6 protein-coding genes are annotated in these 16,026 nt (G+C 32.9%); 3 read left to right on the top strand and 3 right to left on the bottom strand.

Annotated features, from left to right (window positions below; all coding sequences use genetic code 11):
• Positions 1-2 precede the first annotated feature (2 nt).
• Positions 3-1,301 (bottom strand): 16S rRNA (cytosine(967)-C(5))-methyltransferase RsmB, encoded by a 1,299-nt coding sequence (rsmB, locus tag E0E45_RS03805; RefSeq protein WP_130889939.1) that lies wholly within the window; start codon positions 1,299-1,301, stop codon positions 3-5.
• Positions 1,302-1,468: 167 nt separating this feature from the next.
• On the opposite strand from rsmB, the gene mgtE reads away from it, so the two are divergent.
• The 3 genes from mgtE (at position 1,469) to E0E45_RS03790 (ending at position 5,534) form a co-directional block, all read left to right on the top strand.
• Positions 1,469-2,803, top strand: a complete 1,335-nt coding sequence (mgtE, locus tag E0E45_RS03800) for a magnesium transporter (RefSeq protein ID WP_130889938.1) — start codon at positions 1,469-1,471, stop codon at positions 2,801-2,803.
• A 164-nt stretch (positions 2,804-2,967) separates the two neighbouring features.
• Positions 2,968-4,788, top strand: a complete 1,821-nt coding sequence (htpG, locus tag E0E45_RS03795) for a molecular chaperone HtpG (protein ID WP_130889937.1) — start codon at positions 2,968-2,970, stop codon at positions 4,786-4,788.
• Between the two features lie 107 nt (positions 4,789-4,895).
• Positions 4,896-5,534, top strand: a complete 639-nt coding sequence (locus E0E45_RS03790) for a TrkA C-terminal domain-containing protein (RefSeq protein WP_130889936.1) — start codon at positions 4,896-4,898, stop codon at positions 5,532-5,534.
• 57 nt (positions 5,535-5,591) lie between these two features.
• Here the strand turns inward: E0E45_RS03790 and E0E45_RS03785 are convergent, their stop codons facing one another.
• Together E0E45_RS03785 and E0E45_RS03780 are read right to left on the bottom strand one after the other, a co-directional pair.
• Positions 5,592-5,954 (bottom strand): adhesion protein FadA, encoded by a 363-nt coding sequence (locus E0E45_RS03785; RefSeq protein WP_130889935.1) that lies wholly within the window; start codon positions 5,952-5,954, stop codon positions 5,592-5,594.
• 95 nt (positions 5,955-6,049) lie between these two features.
• Positions 6,050-16,018 carry an autotransporter-associated N-terminal domain-containing protein gene (locus E0E45_RS03780; protein WP_130889934.1) on the bottom strand — a complete coding sequence of 3,323 codons (9,969 nt, stop codon included), beginning with the start codon at positions 16,016-16,018 and terminating at the stop codon, positions 6,050-6,052.
• Between the last annotated feature and the right edge of the window lie 8 nt (positions 16,019-16,026).

The raw sequence follows: 16,026 nt of genomic DNA, 5'->3' as shown, positions 1-16,026 counted from the left end.
TTTTACCTCTTTTTTCTAATTTTTGCAATATAGAATCCATCTAAAATATCTTCATTATAGTCAATTGTAAATCCACCAACCTCATCATAAGTCCCTTTTACATTTTCAGGGATATATATTTCTGCTGTTTCAAATTCTGGATATTTTTTTAAAAATTTCTTTATATTTTCTGTGTTTTCTTCTTTTAAAATAGTACAAGTACTATATACCAACTCTCCTTCATCTTTAAGAACTTGTGAAGCTGACTCAAGTATTTCAAATTGTAATTCTGATAATAATTCTATATTTTCAGCAGTTTTATTGTATATAGCTTCAGGTTTTTTTCTAAGTACACCATAACCGCTGCATGGAGCATCTACTAATATTTTATCAAACTTTTTCCCCTGCTGATTTAATTTCCTTGCATCCATTTTTATAGGTTTAACTATATCTATTCCCAATTTTTTACAATTTTCTTCTATTAGTTTTAATTTATGAGGATAAATATCCAAAGCTAAAAGCTCTCCTTTATTTCCCATTAACTCACCAAGTACTGCTGTCTTTCCTCCAGGAGCACTGCAAGTATCTAAAACTAAATCTTGTTCATTTGGATTTAAATTTTTAGCTGAAAGATAAGATGAGGCATCCTGTACTATTATTTTCCCCTCTTTAAATTCATTGCTATATAGTAATATTCCTGAATCCACATAATATACTGTATCCACTTTTTTTATTATTTCTATCTCTTTACTTGAAAGTAACTCTTCAAACTCTTTTTCACTATACTTTAAGGTATTTACTCTAAAACTTATATATGGTATCTTTTTTAAAGACTCTAAAAACAATTCAGCTTCTTCTCTGTATTCTTCTTTTATTTTCTCATAAAACCATCTAGGATATGATAAAAGAATATCAAGCTTATCTGTTTCTCTCAATTCTTTTATATCATCCTCCATTTCTCTTAAATATCCTCTCAATACTCCATTTACAAATTTACCTACTGGAACACCAAATTTTTTCTTAGCAAGTTCAGAAGCTTCCCACACTACTCCCTTATTATCACTCTTCATGAAAGTAATCTGGTATATAGATATTCTAAGAAGATTTTTTATCCAATCTTTTTTTATTGTACTTACCCTTTTATTTATTTCATAATCTAAAAATATTTTTTTTCTTATTACCCCATAAAAAAGTTCTGTTATAAAGCCTCTCTCTTTTCTGTTTAGAGTATTTTCTCTAAAATAATCATTTAAAGCTATATTGGAATATTTTCCATTTTCAACTTCTTGTATAAGCCCAATGGCTCTTTGCTTTACATTCACTTTTATCCTCCTAAAATCTCTCTATCTTAATTATTATACAATATTTACAGTATAATTAAAAGTTTTCTGTTCAGAAATTAAATTTTTTTATAAACAAATATTGCGTTTTTTCTGAGAAAATGCTACCCTTATATGTGTAACAAAATTTTTAGAAATGGAGGTGGAATATGGAAAATGTTTTGTTTTTCCTAAAAAATAATCAATTAGCAAAATTGAAAGAATCACTTATGGAAGAAAACCCAGTAGATATTGCAGAACTTCTTGAAGATCTTACTAAAGAACAAAGCCTTAAAATATTTAGAATTCTTCCTAAAGATACTTCAGCAGAAGTATTTTCATATCTTTCTTCAGAGAAACAACAGGAAATTGTTGAAAATATAACAGATGAAGAAATATGTCATATAATTGATGAAATGTTTATTGATGACACTGTAGACTTCATTGAAGAAATGCCTGCAAATATTGTAGATAAAATATTGCAGAATACTTCTTCAGACACCAGAAAATTAATCAACCAGTTTCTAAAATACCCTGAAAACAGTGCTGGTAGTGTAATGACAGTGGAATATGTTTCTCTAAAGAGCGATATGAATATTGGACAGGCTTTAAATCATATAAAAAAAGTAGGTATTGATAATGAAACCATTGATATATGCTATATTATTGATAATCAAAGAAAGCTTGTTGGATTTATTTCACTAAAAAGTCTTATTTTCTTAGATGATATACTTCCTTTGGTTGATGCAATGGAAACTAATGTTATTAGTGCTGTTACTACTGATGATCAGGAATTTATTGCTTCTCAATTCAGAAAATATGACCTTACATCTATGCCAGTAGTTGATAATGAAGGAAGACTTGTTGGTATTATTACTATTGATGATGTGGTAGATGTCATTGATCAAGAAAATACAGAAGATTTTCAAAAGATGGCTGCTATGAACCCATCAGATGAAGAATATTTGAAAGAATCTGTATTTTCTCTTGCAAAACATAGAATCATATGGCTTTTGGTGCTTATGATTTCTGCCACTGCTACTGGTACTATCATAAGAAGATATGAAGAAGTACTTCAATCTGTTGTTATTCTAGCTGCATTTATTCCCATGTTAATGGATACTGGAGGAAATGCAGGTTCACAATCTTCTACTTTAATTATCAGAGGAATAGCTCTTGGAGAAATACAAATTAAAGATGTTGGAAAAATACTTTGGAAAGAATTTAGAGTAAGTTTGATAGTCGGGGTCACTCTAGCTGCTGTAAATTTTTTAAGAATATATTTTATAGATAGAGCTGGTCTTACTATTTCATTAGTGGTGTGTGCAAGCTTGTTATTCACAGTTGTAATAGCTAAAGTTGTTGGAGGAGTCCTTCCACTGATGGCAAAAGCACTTAAACTTGATCCTGCTATTATGGCAAGTCCATTGATCACTACAATAGTAGATGCTTGTGCATTAGTAGTTTATTTTGGATTATCAACTCATTTTTTAAATCTTGCATAATATATTTATAATTATAAAGTTATGAAATAGATTAAGTTTTAGAATTTTTTTATCTTTTAAAATTCTAAAACTTTTTTTATTTTTATATTGACATGAAAAATGATTTATGGTATATAATTATTAGCCACACAAGATATAGAGTGCTAAAAGGAGGATTTTAAAAAATGAGAAAAGAATCAAAAGTGTTTCAGGCAGAAACAAAAGAATTACTTAACTTAATGATAAATTCTATCTACACAAATAAAGAAATATTTTTAAGAGAACTTGTGTCAAATGCAAGTGATGCAATTGATAAGTTAAAATTTAATTCTCTTACTGATAGTGAAATATTAGGTGAAGATAAAGATTTTAAAATAACATTATCAGTGAATAAAGACAAAAAAGAATTGACTATAACAGACAATGGTATAGGAATGACTTATGATGAAGTAGCAGAGAATATAGGAACTATTGCTAAATCAGGTTCTAAAGCTTTCAAAGAAAAATTGGAAAATGCTTCAAAAGATGAAATAGACATTATTGGACAATTTGGAGTAGGTTTCTATTCTGGATTTATGGTTGCTGATACTATTACTCTTGTTACTAAATCTCCTTACTCTGATAAAGGAGTAAAATGGATATCTTCTGGAGATGGTTCTTATGAAATTGAAGAAATTGAATTAGAAAAAAGAGGTACATCTATCACTCTTTCTATAAAATCAGGAGAAGACTTTGATAGCTTCCTTGAAGAGTGGAAAATAAAAGACCTTGTTAAAAAATATTCTGATTATGTAAGATACCCAATCTATTTTAATGATGAAGTAATTAACTCTACAAAACCTATATGGAAAACTGATAAATCGACTTTAAAAGATGAAGATTATAATGAATTTTATAAATCTAATTTTCATGACTGGGAAGATCCAATGATGCATTTTCATTTAAAAGTGCAAGGAAATATTGAGTATACTTCACTTTTATATGTCCCTAAAAAAGCTCCTATAGATTTTTATACAAAGGATTACAAAAAAGGACTTCAGCTTTATACTAAAAATGTATTTATAATGGATAAGTGTGATGAATTAATTCCAGAATATTTTAGTTTTATTAAAGGCCTTGTAGATTGCGACAATCTTTCACTTAATATATCAAGAGAGATTTTACAACAAAATAGTGAACTTCAAGCTATCTCTAGAAACCTTGAAAAGAAAATAATAAGTGAATTTGAAAAACTTTTAAAAACTGATAGAGACAAATATATAGAATTCTGGGAAGCCTTTGGAAGAAATATAAAATTTGGTATCCATGATATGTTTGGAATGAATAAAGATAAACTTCAAAACCTTCTTATCTTCAGAAGTTCTCTTGATGAAAAGTATGTTACCCTAAAAGAATATACAGAATGTATGGGTGATAGAAAGGAAATTCTTTATGTAGTAGGAGAAGATTTAGCTACTGTTACTTCTCTTCCTAAAATGGAAGCACTAAAAGAAAAAGGAATGGAAGTTCTTTTGCTTACAGATAAAATAGATGAATTTGCCCTAAAAACTATGATGGAATATGATGGTAAATCATTTAAATCTATCAATGATTCAGATTTCAAAATTGATGACAGTAAGGAAAAAGAAGAAGAAATTAAAAAACTTTCAGAAGAAAATAAAACACTTCTTGATAAAATAAAAGAAGCACTGTCAAATAAAATAGTTGATGTTGAACTTAGCAATGATTTAGGGAAAGCTGCCTCTTCTCTTTTGGCAAAGGGAAATGTTTCATTAGAAATGGAAAAAGTACTTTCTCAAATACCTGGAAATGAAGGGGTAAAAGCTGAAAAAATACTTGCTTTAAATCCTGAACATCCTGTATTTAAAAAACTTCAATCTTCTGAAAATACAGAAACTTTCAACGATCTTCTTGATGTATTATATACTGAAGCATTGATATTAGAAGGATTCCAAATAGAAAATCCTGTAGATTTCATAAAAAAATTAAACAATCTTATTAAATAATATCTATTAGGGGGAGCATAACTTATATATTTAAGTTATTCTCCTCTATTATTTTTTTAAAAAACATTGTATAATTAATTAAAAACTATATCTCAAGGTGGGGTAAAATGAAAAATGAGATCATCGATGAAGTTCCTATCTATCAGAAAATTGCAATCGATATTGCAAAAAAAATAATAAATGGAAAATATAGTCTTGGCGAAAAACTTTCTGGAAGATCTACTCTTGCTACTGAATATAGAGTTTCCCCAGAAACTATTCGTAAATCTGTATATATTTTGAAAGAATTTGACATATTGAATATTTCTAAAGGAAGTGGAATAGAAATAAAATCTATTGAAAATGCTATCAGATATATGGAACAATATGGAGAAAGCCAAACTATTGATAGCATAAAAAAAGATATTCATGACTGGGTAAAAAGGCAGAAAAAAGAAAATGAAAAACTTCTAAACAGTATAACAAAACTTTTAGAAATCACAGATAAATTTGAAGCTGTAAATCCTTTTACACCTTTTGCTATACGTATTACTCCCAGTATGAATTTTATAGGAAAAACAAGTGCTGAAGTAATGTTTTGGAATCATACTGGAGCTACTATATTTGCTATTAAGCATGGTGAAAAAACTATTCTTTCACCAGGACCGCAAACTGTTTTTCAAGAAGGAGATATCCTTTATTTCATAGGAGATGAACAATCTTATGACAGAGTTAAAAATTTTTTTACTAGTGCTATTCAAAGCTAAATAAAAAAACTGATCTGAAGACATTTCATCTAAAGATCAGTTTCTTTTAATATTTGACTATTTCATTATTTCAAACATATAAATTATTTCTTCCTGTTTTTTCATTTCATCTTCTAAGGTTCTTTTTGCATCAGAATATTTTTTTGCAAGCTGATTATACTGTCCTTTATAATATCTAAATTCTTTTACATCTGCTATACGTCTTTCCTGAGCTATTATTTGTTGGTATGTTGCTTTTTGCTCTGCTAGTACTTTTTCAGCTGTTTCTGCCTCTGCTTTCCTTTGGTCATACATAGCTCTTTCTTCAGCTTCCAACTGTTGAAAATTTTGTTCAAGCTGCTCAAGTGTTACCATAACATCTGTTGCTGCAAAAGCTGTTACAGATACCACTAATAGACACCCTAATAATATTTTTTTCATACTGTTTTCATCCCCCTTTTTTGTTTTATGTAAGAGAATGACTTTAAAATATAATTTTAATCTATTTCTTCAGCCATTCTCTATCATTTAATTAATTAGAATTTGTAATTAAATCTTACACCATACTTAATTGATGAATCTTTTTTATGATTTTCATCTGCTGCCTCCACTTCAAATGTTACTCCCATGTGGTTAGCCTTTTCTATTGTAAGTCCAACTTTTCCACTCAGTTTTCCTTCTCTTTCTTCTGGAGTTATCAGACTGTAATATCCTTCTTCTCCATTTTTAAGTCTTGCTTTGTTTCCATCATAGTTATCTCCAAATTCATATGCATATTTCACATCTGCTGTTACTTTTACTGAGATGTCATTTCCTGCATAGATTCTTTGTGATGCTTTCACTCCTGCTCCAGCCTGTGCGCTTAAGTAGTCATTATCTTTAATCTGTACTTCAAGTCCGCCTTTGCTTCCTGCGCTTTCTTTAAAGTCATCTATTTTTCCATATTCCAAATCTAAATCAGCATATACATCCAACTGTCTAGACAAGTCTGTATAGATAACTTTTGTAAGTCTGTTATCAAGTGCTACAGAGTATGTATTATACTCTCCCTTATTTTCAAATGTTTCATGAAGGTTAAGTTTTCTCTTAGCAATATGTCTATTGTATCCAAGCTCTATTCTTGACAGCCATGATACTTTATGTTCCTCACTTAGATTTTTAACTCTGTGTGCTCCTACTCTTAGTGAATATACATCCTCTTTTGATCCACCATCATCAAAGTCAAACTTTGATCCTGCAAATCCTATTGTATATCCATATTTGCTTCCATACTCTGCTCCTTCTTTTTCTTTCATATATAGAAGTCCCATTACCTTGTAATCATATTCATCTATTCCTAATGTAGAATCTCTATATTTTCCATCAGTATAGATCACACTGTATTTACTGCTGTCTTTAGTCAGATTATATGAAGATTCAAGTTCATAGAAAGAGTTATCAAAAGCCTGATTGATATCCTGCATTCTGCCTTGAATAGTTGCATAAATATCCCCTCTGAACTCTGAAAGTTTTTGTGATGTTTCTCTTTCAAATTGATCTGATGGTAATCCATCTAAATATTCATTTAAACCTTTTAGTATTTCAGCATCTCTTCCACTTCCACCACTATTTTTAAGTATATTGTCAAGTCCCTTATCCATAGCATCAAACTGTTCTCCTATTGTCAGATCAGCATATGGTCTTTTTGCCACTGCTAAATGTCCATCTGTTGTTATCTTCGCTACAAATAATGGCGATGTCTTTGTAGATAGTTTTGAACCTGATATAGTTCCTGCTGCTGTATTTACAAAGTTTTGGAATAGATATGAAATTCCATTTCCTGTAGATGCAAAGTTAGACAGCAGCCTTACTTCTCCAGTTACATTTGAAGCATTGAACATAGGTACTCCTGTTGTTGCATCTACATATGCTCCATTTACAACAATAGCTCCTGCTGCATTCAATGTTCCTCCAATAGCTACATACTGATCATTAATTGTAATAGTTCCATCAGATTCTATTTTTACGGCTCCAATATTAGCTGTTCCAGATGCTCCGCCAAGATTTGATTCCGTTCCACTTCCTGATACATTGATAGTTCCTTTATTGATAACTGTTCCTGCTCCTTGTATTCCTACTCCACCAGTTACATTAAGTACTCCTATATTGTTAAGAGTCCCTCCATGTTCCACCAGCATTCCAATTCCAGCATTTACATTGATAGTCCCTGTATTAATAATTGCCCCTCCATTAAACGCTGCCATTCCTACAGTTTCTGCTCCACATATTGCCAGATTAGTTCCAAGAGTAATAGTTCCTTCATTTAATGCTATTCCTCCATCTTTTACAAGTATTCCTACTCCGCCGCCATCAAGGTTCAATACTCCAGTACCTTTATTTGTAAAGTAGCTTCCTGTACCTGTTACATAAACCCCTACTGAGTGATCATGATTAACAGTGATTGTTCCTGTATTTTCAGCAATGCTTCCTCCTGCCAGATACATTCCAACAGAGTTTAAATGCTCATCAGTTTTACTATGATCTCCTGATGCTCCTAAATCAGTAGCTCCTACTGTTATATTTCCAGAATTATATATTTTATTCCTTCCATTAGAGAAAATTCCAACTGCTGATGTATCAAGCACCATACCAGCATTATTATTTACTACTGTTTCCAATGCTCCTGACTGGTTTACATAAATACCATATCCACCTTTTCCTATATTCCAACTGGCTGCTGATGTTGTCATTATTCCTGCTCCATCAACTTTATAAATACCAATAGACTTAGCTCCTACACTTATAGCTCCATTATATATTACATCTCCAGTTCCATGACTTACAACTCCTACTGCTGTATCATTTCCAAGAGATATATCTGAAGTAACTTTCATATCAATCCCTTTGCCATAAAAAGCAATTGTCCCGTTTCCTCCAGTTGTTCCTGATGCACCTGTAAATGATGCTTCCATATTTCCAGATGTTCCTGTTCCATAGAAACCAATAGCTTTATCTCCAAGAGTCATAGTATTTCCTACTCCCAGATGAGTTATACTTCCTCCTGCCATCTGATCTCCATAGATCCCTATACTGTTATCTCCTGCAGCAATATTTCCACTTCCTGTATATATACCGCCTTTCATAAAGATTCCTATAGATGAGCTGCTCTTATCAGCTGAATATGTAGAATTTCCTACAGAAATTCCTGAATTTGCTATGATATTACTATTTTCTCCATAAATCCCTATGTTTTTATCTCCTGATACTGACACTATTCCACCAGCAGTAATTCCAGACCCATTCTGTGCCATAATTCCTACTTGATTTTGTCCTGTAATACTTACTCCACTGGCTGTACCTGATGAACCATTCAATACCATTCCTATTGTATAATTTCCTGTCTGATTAATAACTGGAGCTGTTCCTATTCCAGCTACACCATCATAATAGATACCCATTGAATATTTTGAAGCTGTTCCACTTTGCAGATTAATAGCAGTTCCTGTCAGTGCTGGTACAGAACCTTTGATATATGCTCCTATTCCACCATTTGTTACTGTAATTGATGTCGCTCCAAGTGTTGCTACAGTTCCACCATTGGCAGCTATTCCTATTTGATCATTTACAGTAAGATTTCCAGCAAATGATAAATTTCCACCATTTGAATAAAGATAAACTCCTTCAGTCCCTACACTTATTTTGGAAACATCATTTATTACAGCTGTTGATGCTGCACCATTTACATATACTCCAATTCCATTATTTCCTGTTGTAACTGTAGACCCTGCGCCAAGTGTTACATTAGCTCCATTTGCTGATACAAGACCTATTGAGTTATTTCCAGCGCCTACTGATATATTTCCATTGATTGTTCCTGTTGTAGCTGTTCCTGTAGCCATTACTCCAATACTGTTTCCTCCAAGTGAGATAGTTCCTACTGAAGCTGGTACAGCTGTATTTTCAAGTACAAGTCCTGTATTATTTGAACCTGTTCCTGTAATGCTGTTTCCTGATGCAAGACCTGCTCCATCTTTCAGATAAACTCCTATTCCATCACTTCCATTCATCTTTATATCATCATTTTGAACTGTAATACCTACTCCATTAAATACTGCATATATTCCTATTCCATTTGTTCCTACATTAATAGTTCCAGTATTTACTACATTTGCTGTATCTGTATATATTCCTATTGATGGGTCATCTCCAATAGATTTTCCAGATGCGCTGATAGTTCCTGCATTTGTTATTGTCACTACAGCTCCTGGCCCTGCTCCTGATTTTATAGCTGCAAGTCCTATTCCTCCACCAGTAGCATTGATAATTCCTGAAGCTGTATTTGTTATTACTTTAGGAGTAGTTGTAGCTGCTCCATATTCTCCTAAAAGTCCTACTGCTCCTGTTCCAATATTTAATGTTCCACTTGATGTAAGGCTTCCATCTTTTGTAGCTGCAAGAGAACCTGATCCTGTAACACTGATATTGCTTCCAATATTCATTGTTCCACCATTATTGTATATTCCTATTCCTCCTCCTGATGAGAAGTTAAATGTAAGGCTTCCTGTTGTTCCAAGATTAGCTGTTCCCTGATCTATATATACACCTGTTCCACCATTTTTTACATTCAAAACAGTTGTCCCTGTTGTAAGAGTAGTTCCATTTGCTACATAGATACCTATTCCATTTTCAGTAGTAACTGTACCATTGTGTGTAAGATTAGCTCCTGTTCCCAGATAGATTCCTACTCCATTTTTAGCATTTACAGTTACATTGTTCATAGTATATGTTCCTATTCCATTTGCCAGAAGTACTCCTATTGATGTATTTAATGAGTTAGTACCAGTTGTAATTACAGATCCATTAAATGAAACTGTATTATCCAGTACATATGCTCCAACAGAATCCTGTCCAGTTGTTATATTTCCTGATATTACCGAACCATTTTTAGCTGCAACTCCTACTGCTCCTGTTCCTGCTACATTTACTGCAAAATCTATCTTAGCATTCTCACCAAATACTCCTACTCCTCCTGAACTTATATTCAAAGTACCAGCAGTTATTTTATTAGCATCTGTATCTTTTAAATAGATTCCTACTGCATTTGATGTGATACTTCCTCCAGTTCCATCAAAGCTGTTTCCTCCACCATCTACATATACTCCTGTTCCTGTTGTTGCTGTTATTGTTCCTGTATTCTTTCCTGAACTTGTTCCAGCACCTGCTACATACATTCCAAGATTATTTCCTACAGTTATTATATTCTTATTTTCTACTGAAGCTGTATCTGATGCTGCATCAGCTTTAGCTACCATTCCTGCTGAGGATGTTCCTGCTGCTCCAGTTAAGTTAATAGTTCCATTATTTATTCCACTTCCTTTTCCTGTATATACACCTATGTTGTCTGTTCCTGTCATAATTATATTTCCATTTGAAGTCAGTGTTGAGCTTCCTCCTACATATGAAGCTATATTATTATTTAATCCTGTAGATGTTATATTTTTAGTATTTACAAGATTTATCCCATCTGCTGCATATATTCCTATACTTTTATTTCCTGCAAGCTCAATTTCAGATCCATTTGTTACAGTTCCTGAAGCTGTTCCTTTACTGTAGTATACTCCTATATTATCAACTGCAGCTGTATTACTTACAGTGATTTTACCTCCAGTTGCATAAGCGCCATCAGCAAGATACATTCCTGTTCCTTTATCTGTATCTGTATTAAGAGTTAGTCCTACAGCACCTATTGTTACAGCTCCTCTACTTCCATATACTCCTACTGCTCCTACTCCTGATGCGCCTCTGGCAGTTACAGTTCCTGTTATAGTTGATCCATCCTCAATAAATACTCCTGTAGTTTTTTCTCCATCAGCTGTTACATTTACATTTAAAGTATTATTTCCTTTTGAATAGATACCTACTGCTTCTTTCTGGACAATAAGCTGTCCTGTTGTATTGCTTGTAAATGTACTTCCTGTACCAGCATTTTCAAGATAAATTCCTACAGTTTTATTTCCTGCTGTTGCTGGAGTTCCCATTCCATCTATTGTTACAGTTTTACCTGCATCTATTTCAACTGCTGCATCTTTCCCATAAACATAGATGTTCTTATTTTCATTGCTATTTATAAATGACATATTATCTTTAAATTCAACAGTAGCTTCATCTGCAAATACTCCCAGACTATTTGTTACTCCTGATATGAAATTAATATTATTTCCAATGTTTAGCTCTGTCTTTGCACCATCTTTAACAAAGATACCTGTAGAGTTATTCACATTAAGATTTATTATATTTCCATTGGCAACTGTGTTGCCAGTTCCTTCAGCGTACATTCCTATATGAGTAGAATTATTTACATTGATAGTTCCTGTATTAATTATTTTCCCTAACTTTGTATACATACCTACAGCGCCAGTTTTTGTTCCTGTCAGATTAATAGTTCCTGTGTTAGTTGCTGTATTAGCGCTTGTATTCCCTTTCAGGAAGATACCTACTCCATCTTTTCCTACATCTATCTGTCCTCCAGATGACAGGTTCATCTTTTCTACAAATATAGCTGTTCCTTTATCAAAAGCTGAAGCATCTACAGCTACATTTATGCTTTGTAACTCTGAACCTATTCCCTTGTAAAATATACCAGTTTTACCATTCACATCTGTTCCTGCTCCTGCTGCAAGAGTAACTGATGTAGCTGTGATACTTGATGTTCCATCAGCCATTACTCCAATTCCATCTGCTCCTAATGTAAGAGTTCCAAGACTGCTGATAGTTGAACCTTTAATTCCATATATTCCAATTCCTTCTTTTCCTGTTTTAATATTTCCATTATTGGCAATAAAGGATTTATCTCCATAGATTCCTATAGCTGCATTTGTAGATGTAGATTCTCCTACCTCTATTGTTCCAGCATTTGTTACTTTGGAATTTGTATTTGCTCCTCCACTGTTATTATATGCATAAATACCTATAGTTCCTGTTCCATCAAGTTTAATATCCTGATTATTAGTAATCTCTATTTTTCCTTGATTTGCAAAAATTCCACCACTTCCAAACTCATCTGCAATAGGAGTTCCCATAAGCTGTTCTCTATATGTCATTCCTAATATTCCTATGGCATTTTTTCCTGCTACACTGATCTCTCCAGCATTTGTTACAGTGCTTCCATTTACTGCATAAACTCCTACTCCACTTTCATTTACAACATTTGCTTCTTTTTCTACCTCTACTGCTGCGCCTGCTGCAATATCCACTTTACCAAAGTTCATGTATAGTCCTATTGCTCCAGCACCTGCATCTGTTCTGTCAGCTATGACTTTAGAACCTGTTTTTAGATTTATTTGTGCATCTGCTGCACTTGTTGCTGCTTTACTTGAGTTCATTTCAAGTCCTACTACTTGATTGTTAAAGTATGAAGTAGCATATGCTGTATCAGTTGAACTTGTTACTGTAACTCCTGTATCAACTGTCAAATCAAGTCTTTGTCCTAGAAATCTTCTAGAATAGAAATATCCAGTAGTAGCATCATTTTGACTATACTTATCCATATTAGCATCAATAGTCAAATCTCCACCATCTACTGTTGCTATCTTATATTTATCAAATGTAGTTAATCCAGAAACCCCATCTACTATTGTTACTCCTGTTCCTAAATTTGTTTCAACTGTAGCCTTTAAACTATTAGAAAGAAGACCAGTAGCATTTTTTAGATTTGCTACTGTAGCATCATTTGACATCATTTTAATAGTTGTATTATTTAAAGTTATCTTTGGAGAAAGCAGATCAAGCTCTACTCCTGTTGCTTTTCCTGCAAGTTCTAAATTAGCATTACTCAAGTTGATAGTTCCATTTCCATCAGAATATGCTGCATATCCCTCTCCTGAATATTTTAGCTCTGAACCTATCAGGCTGATACTTGTTCCTGTACCAAATGCTGCTACTCCTGCTGCTCCATTTTTTACTTCTATTTTAGCAGCTCCAAGAGTTACATTTGCTCCACTCTCTGCATATATAGCCAATCCTTTTGTCACTGGATTTGATGTATCATCTACAGAAATTTTTAAATTTGCCCCTATTGATGAAGATACAGTTCCTCCAGAACTATATATTGCAGTTGCTCCACTTGAAGCATTTAAATTTACTGTTCCTGCCGAAACATTCACAGTTCCACTTTTATTGAAAAGTACTCCGCTTTCAAGACCAGTAGCACTTATTGTTCCACCTGTTATCCCAAAATTTCCCAAATTAAATATAGATGTTCCTTTATTTCCTATATAACTTATATTTCCACTATTGGCTCCTGTATTTCCAGCTGCTATAGCCATGCCAATACTTTCTGTTCCTCCTACATTTATTATTCCTTTATTTGTAGCAGAAGCTCCTGTTGAACCTATAAAATTTCCTGCTGTCAAAGCATAAAATTGATTCATATTTGCAGTAATAGTTCTCCCTGTATTCAAAGTAACTTTACCTGTTCCCCCAGCCTGCATGATACTATTTTGTGTTCCAGCAGCTGTTACAGAAAGATTTTTATCTAAAATAATCTCATCTATATCACTTCTAATAAGTGTACTTTGAGTTGCTGTAGAAAGAAAATCAAATGTTGTTCCTAACCTTGTACTATCCAAAGTCATTGCAGTATGGTTTGTAGTAGATGTATTATTATTTCTAAGAAATCCTACATTTTTATTTCCACCAACTTGTATCTGTATACTATTAGCATTAGCAATTGGGTCTCCACTAGACATTCCTTCAGCAATAGATATTCCTACATTCTGGCTTCCCATTACCTTTATAACTCCATTTGAGCCATAAAATTTAACCATATCATAGTATTGACTTCCATAATATTTTTGTCTATATCCATAACTTTGCTGCCCAGATATTTCTATATTTCCAAGATATACATCAGAATTAGGCCCTCTTAAATTAGCAGCATTTTGTACAAGGTAATAACCAAAATCTATCGCTACACTTTTATAAGCTCCACTACTTATCTTTATTAACCCATCATTTCTTGTTTGTGGTCTTTTGTTAAAGAAAGCATTTTGGCTATTACTAAAATATTCTGTATCTATCATTATCCCTATCATATTATATCCACTATTTAAATCAATTGTACCAGAGTTCTTTAGTATAGAAGTTGTTGTTCCATTATTAACATTTGCTACAGCAGTAGTTCCACTTCCTCCACCTGCTAACAACTGATGCTCAAATCCTAATATTCCTCCATTACTTCCAGAAGAAACTCCATGTAATGTCAATGTACCTTGAAAATTAAATGTCTTGTCTGCACTCGAAGTTTTTCCTACTTCATAAGGATTCAAACTTACAAACATTGGAAATTTAGATGTAGCTGTTGATCTCATTGTATAGTTTCCAGCTACAGATACATCATGGTCTAATACATCACTTATGAAAGTATTAAAGCTCCCAAATCCATAAGAAGAATTAGCTGGAAGAACAGAAGCATTGGCTGTCATTGTTCCAGTCCATTGTACTGTAGTTTCATTTGCTGAAATATCTATTCCCCCAGTTGTATATGTAGCAAAGTTCATTGCTGCAATTCCCTGACTTCCATTGAACTGTACTTGTGTATCCTGTCCAAAACCAGTTCCTTGGAAAGTAATATTTACAGGTGTTAAAACTGTAATTGTTGGGGTAGTTGGAGTAGCTGGCTTGTTAGGTGTATCAATTATAAGAGGTGTATAACCACCGGGTGCTATTGGTGGCGCCACTGTAATATTTTTATCAGCTGGTGTATTTGGTGTTGTTACTGCTGGTGCTGTTACTGATATTGCTGTGACTGCACTTGGTGTACTTACATTTACACTTACTGTTGCTGGTGTTCCTGGCAGTACCAATGTAGGAGTTGTTACAGTAGGGATAGCCACTACTCCTGGAATTACTGTTCCTGGTAATGTTCCCAGACTTACAGTTGGTGTTGAAGCACTTACATTTATATTAGGTTCTATTATTGGTAATTCAGGATTTAATGGCTTTATATTTGCTCCCAAGTTAATTGTTTCACTGAAACTTTCAGTATCAACAGCTACTCCATTTCCAGACATTATTTTATCTTTCCCAATATTTCCTGTAGATCTAAGCAGACTCCTTCCGCTCTTTGTTCCATAATGTTTGTTTATTGCATCTATTGTTTCTGCAAATTCTTTATCTGTTCTGTCTTTCATTTTTCCATTATCTAAGTATTGATATGAAAGAAATACCTGTGTACTGTTGAATAGAGGTTTTGAATAAAAATCTCCCTTTCTTACAAGTTTCACAAAATCTGAATTATATTCTTTTATAAGTCTTTCATTTTCTGCTATTTTTCTTTTTATTTCTTCTCGTTCTGTTTGTATCTTAGTTAAAAGATCGCTTTTAGTTTCCTGTATCTCCTCAGCTGTTATTCCTGCACTAAAAGATATCCCTCCTGTTATCATGAAAGCTATCAAAAGTGAAAGAGAATAACTGACCTTTCTTTTCAAAAATCTTTTTAAAGATTTTTCAATGTCGTTCTTTCTCATAAAACTTC

It is taken from the genome of Fusobacterium ulcerans ATCC 49185, from assembly GCF_900683735.1.
GTDB classification, from domain to species: Bacteria; Fusobacteriota; Fusobacteriia; order Fusobacteriales; family Fusobacteriaceae; genus Fusobacterium_A; species Fusobacterium_A ulcerans_A.
Note: the sequence above shows the minus strand (reverse complement) of the source record. Positions and strands in the feature narration are given on the sequence as shown.

Bases quoted from the DNA above. Each gene is read 5' to 3' on its own strand.
- E0E45_RS03790 (WP_130889936.1), top strand. From the start codon at position 4,896: ATGAAAAATGAGATCATCGATGAAGTTCCTATCTATCAGAAAATTGCA.
- E0E45_RS03785 (WP_130889935.1), bottom strand. From the start codon at position 5,954: ATGAAAAAAATATTATTAGGGTGTCTATTAGTGGTATCTGTAACAGCT.
- E0E45_RS03780 (WP_130889934.1), bottom strand. From the start codon at position 16,018: ATGAGAAAGAACGACATTGAAAAATCTTTAAAAAGATTTTTGAAAAGA.
- htpG (WP_130889937.1), top strand. From the start codon at position 2,968: ATGAGAAAAGAATCAAAAGTGTTTCAGGCAGAAACAAAAGAATTACTT.
- mgtE (WP_130889938.1), top strand. From the start codon at position 1,469: ATGGAAAATGTTTTGTTTTTCCTAAAAAATAATCAATTAGCAAAATTG.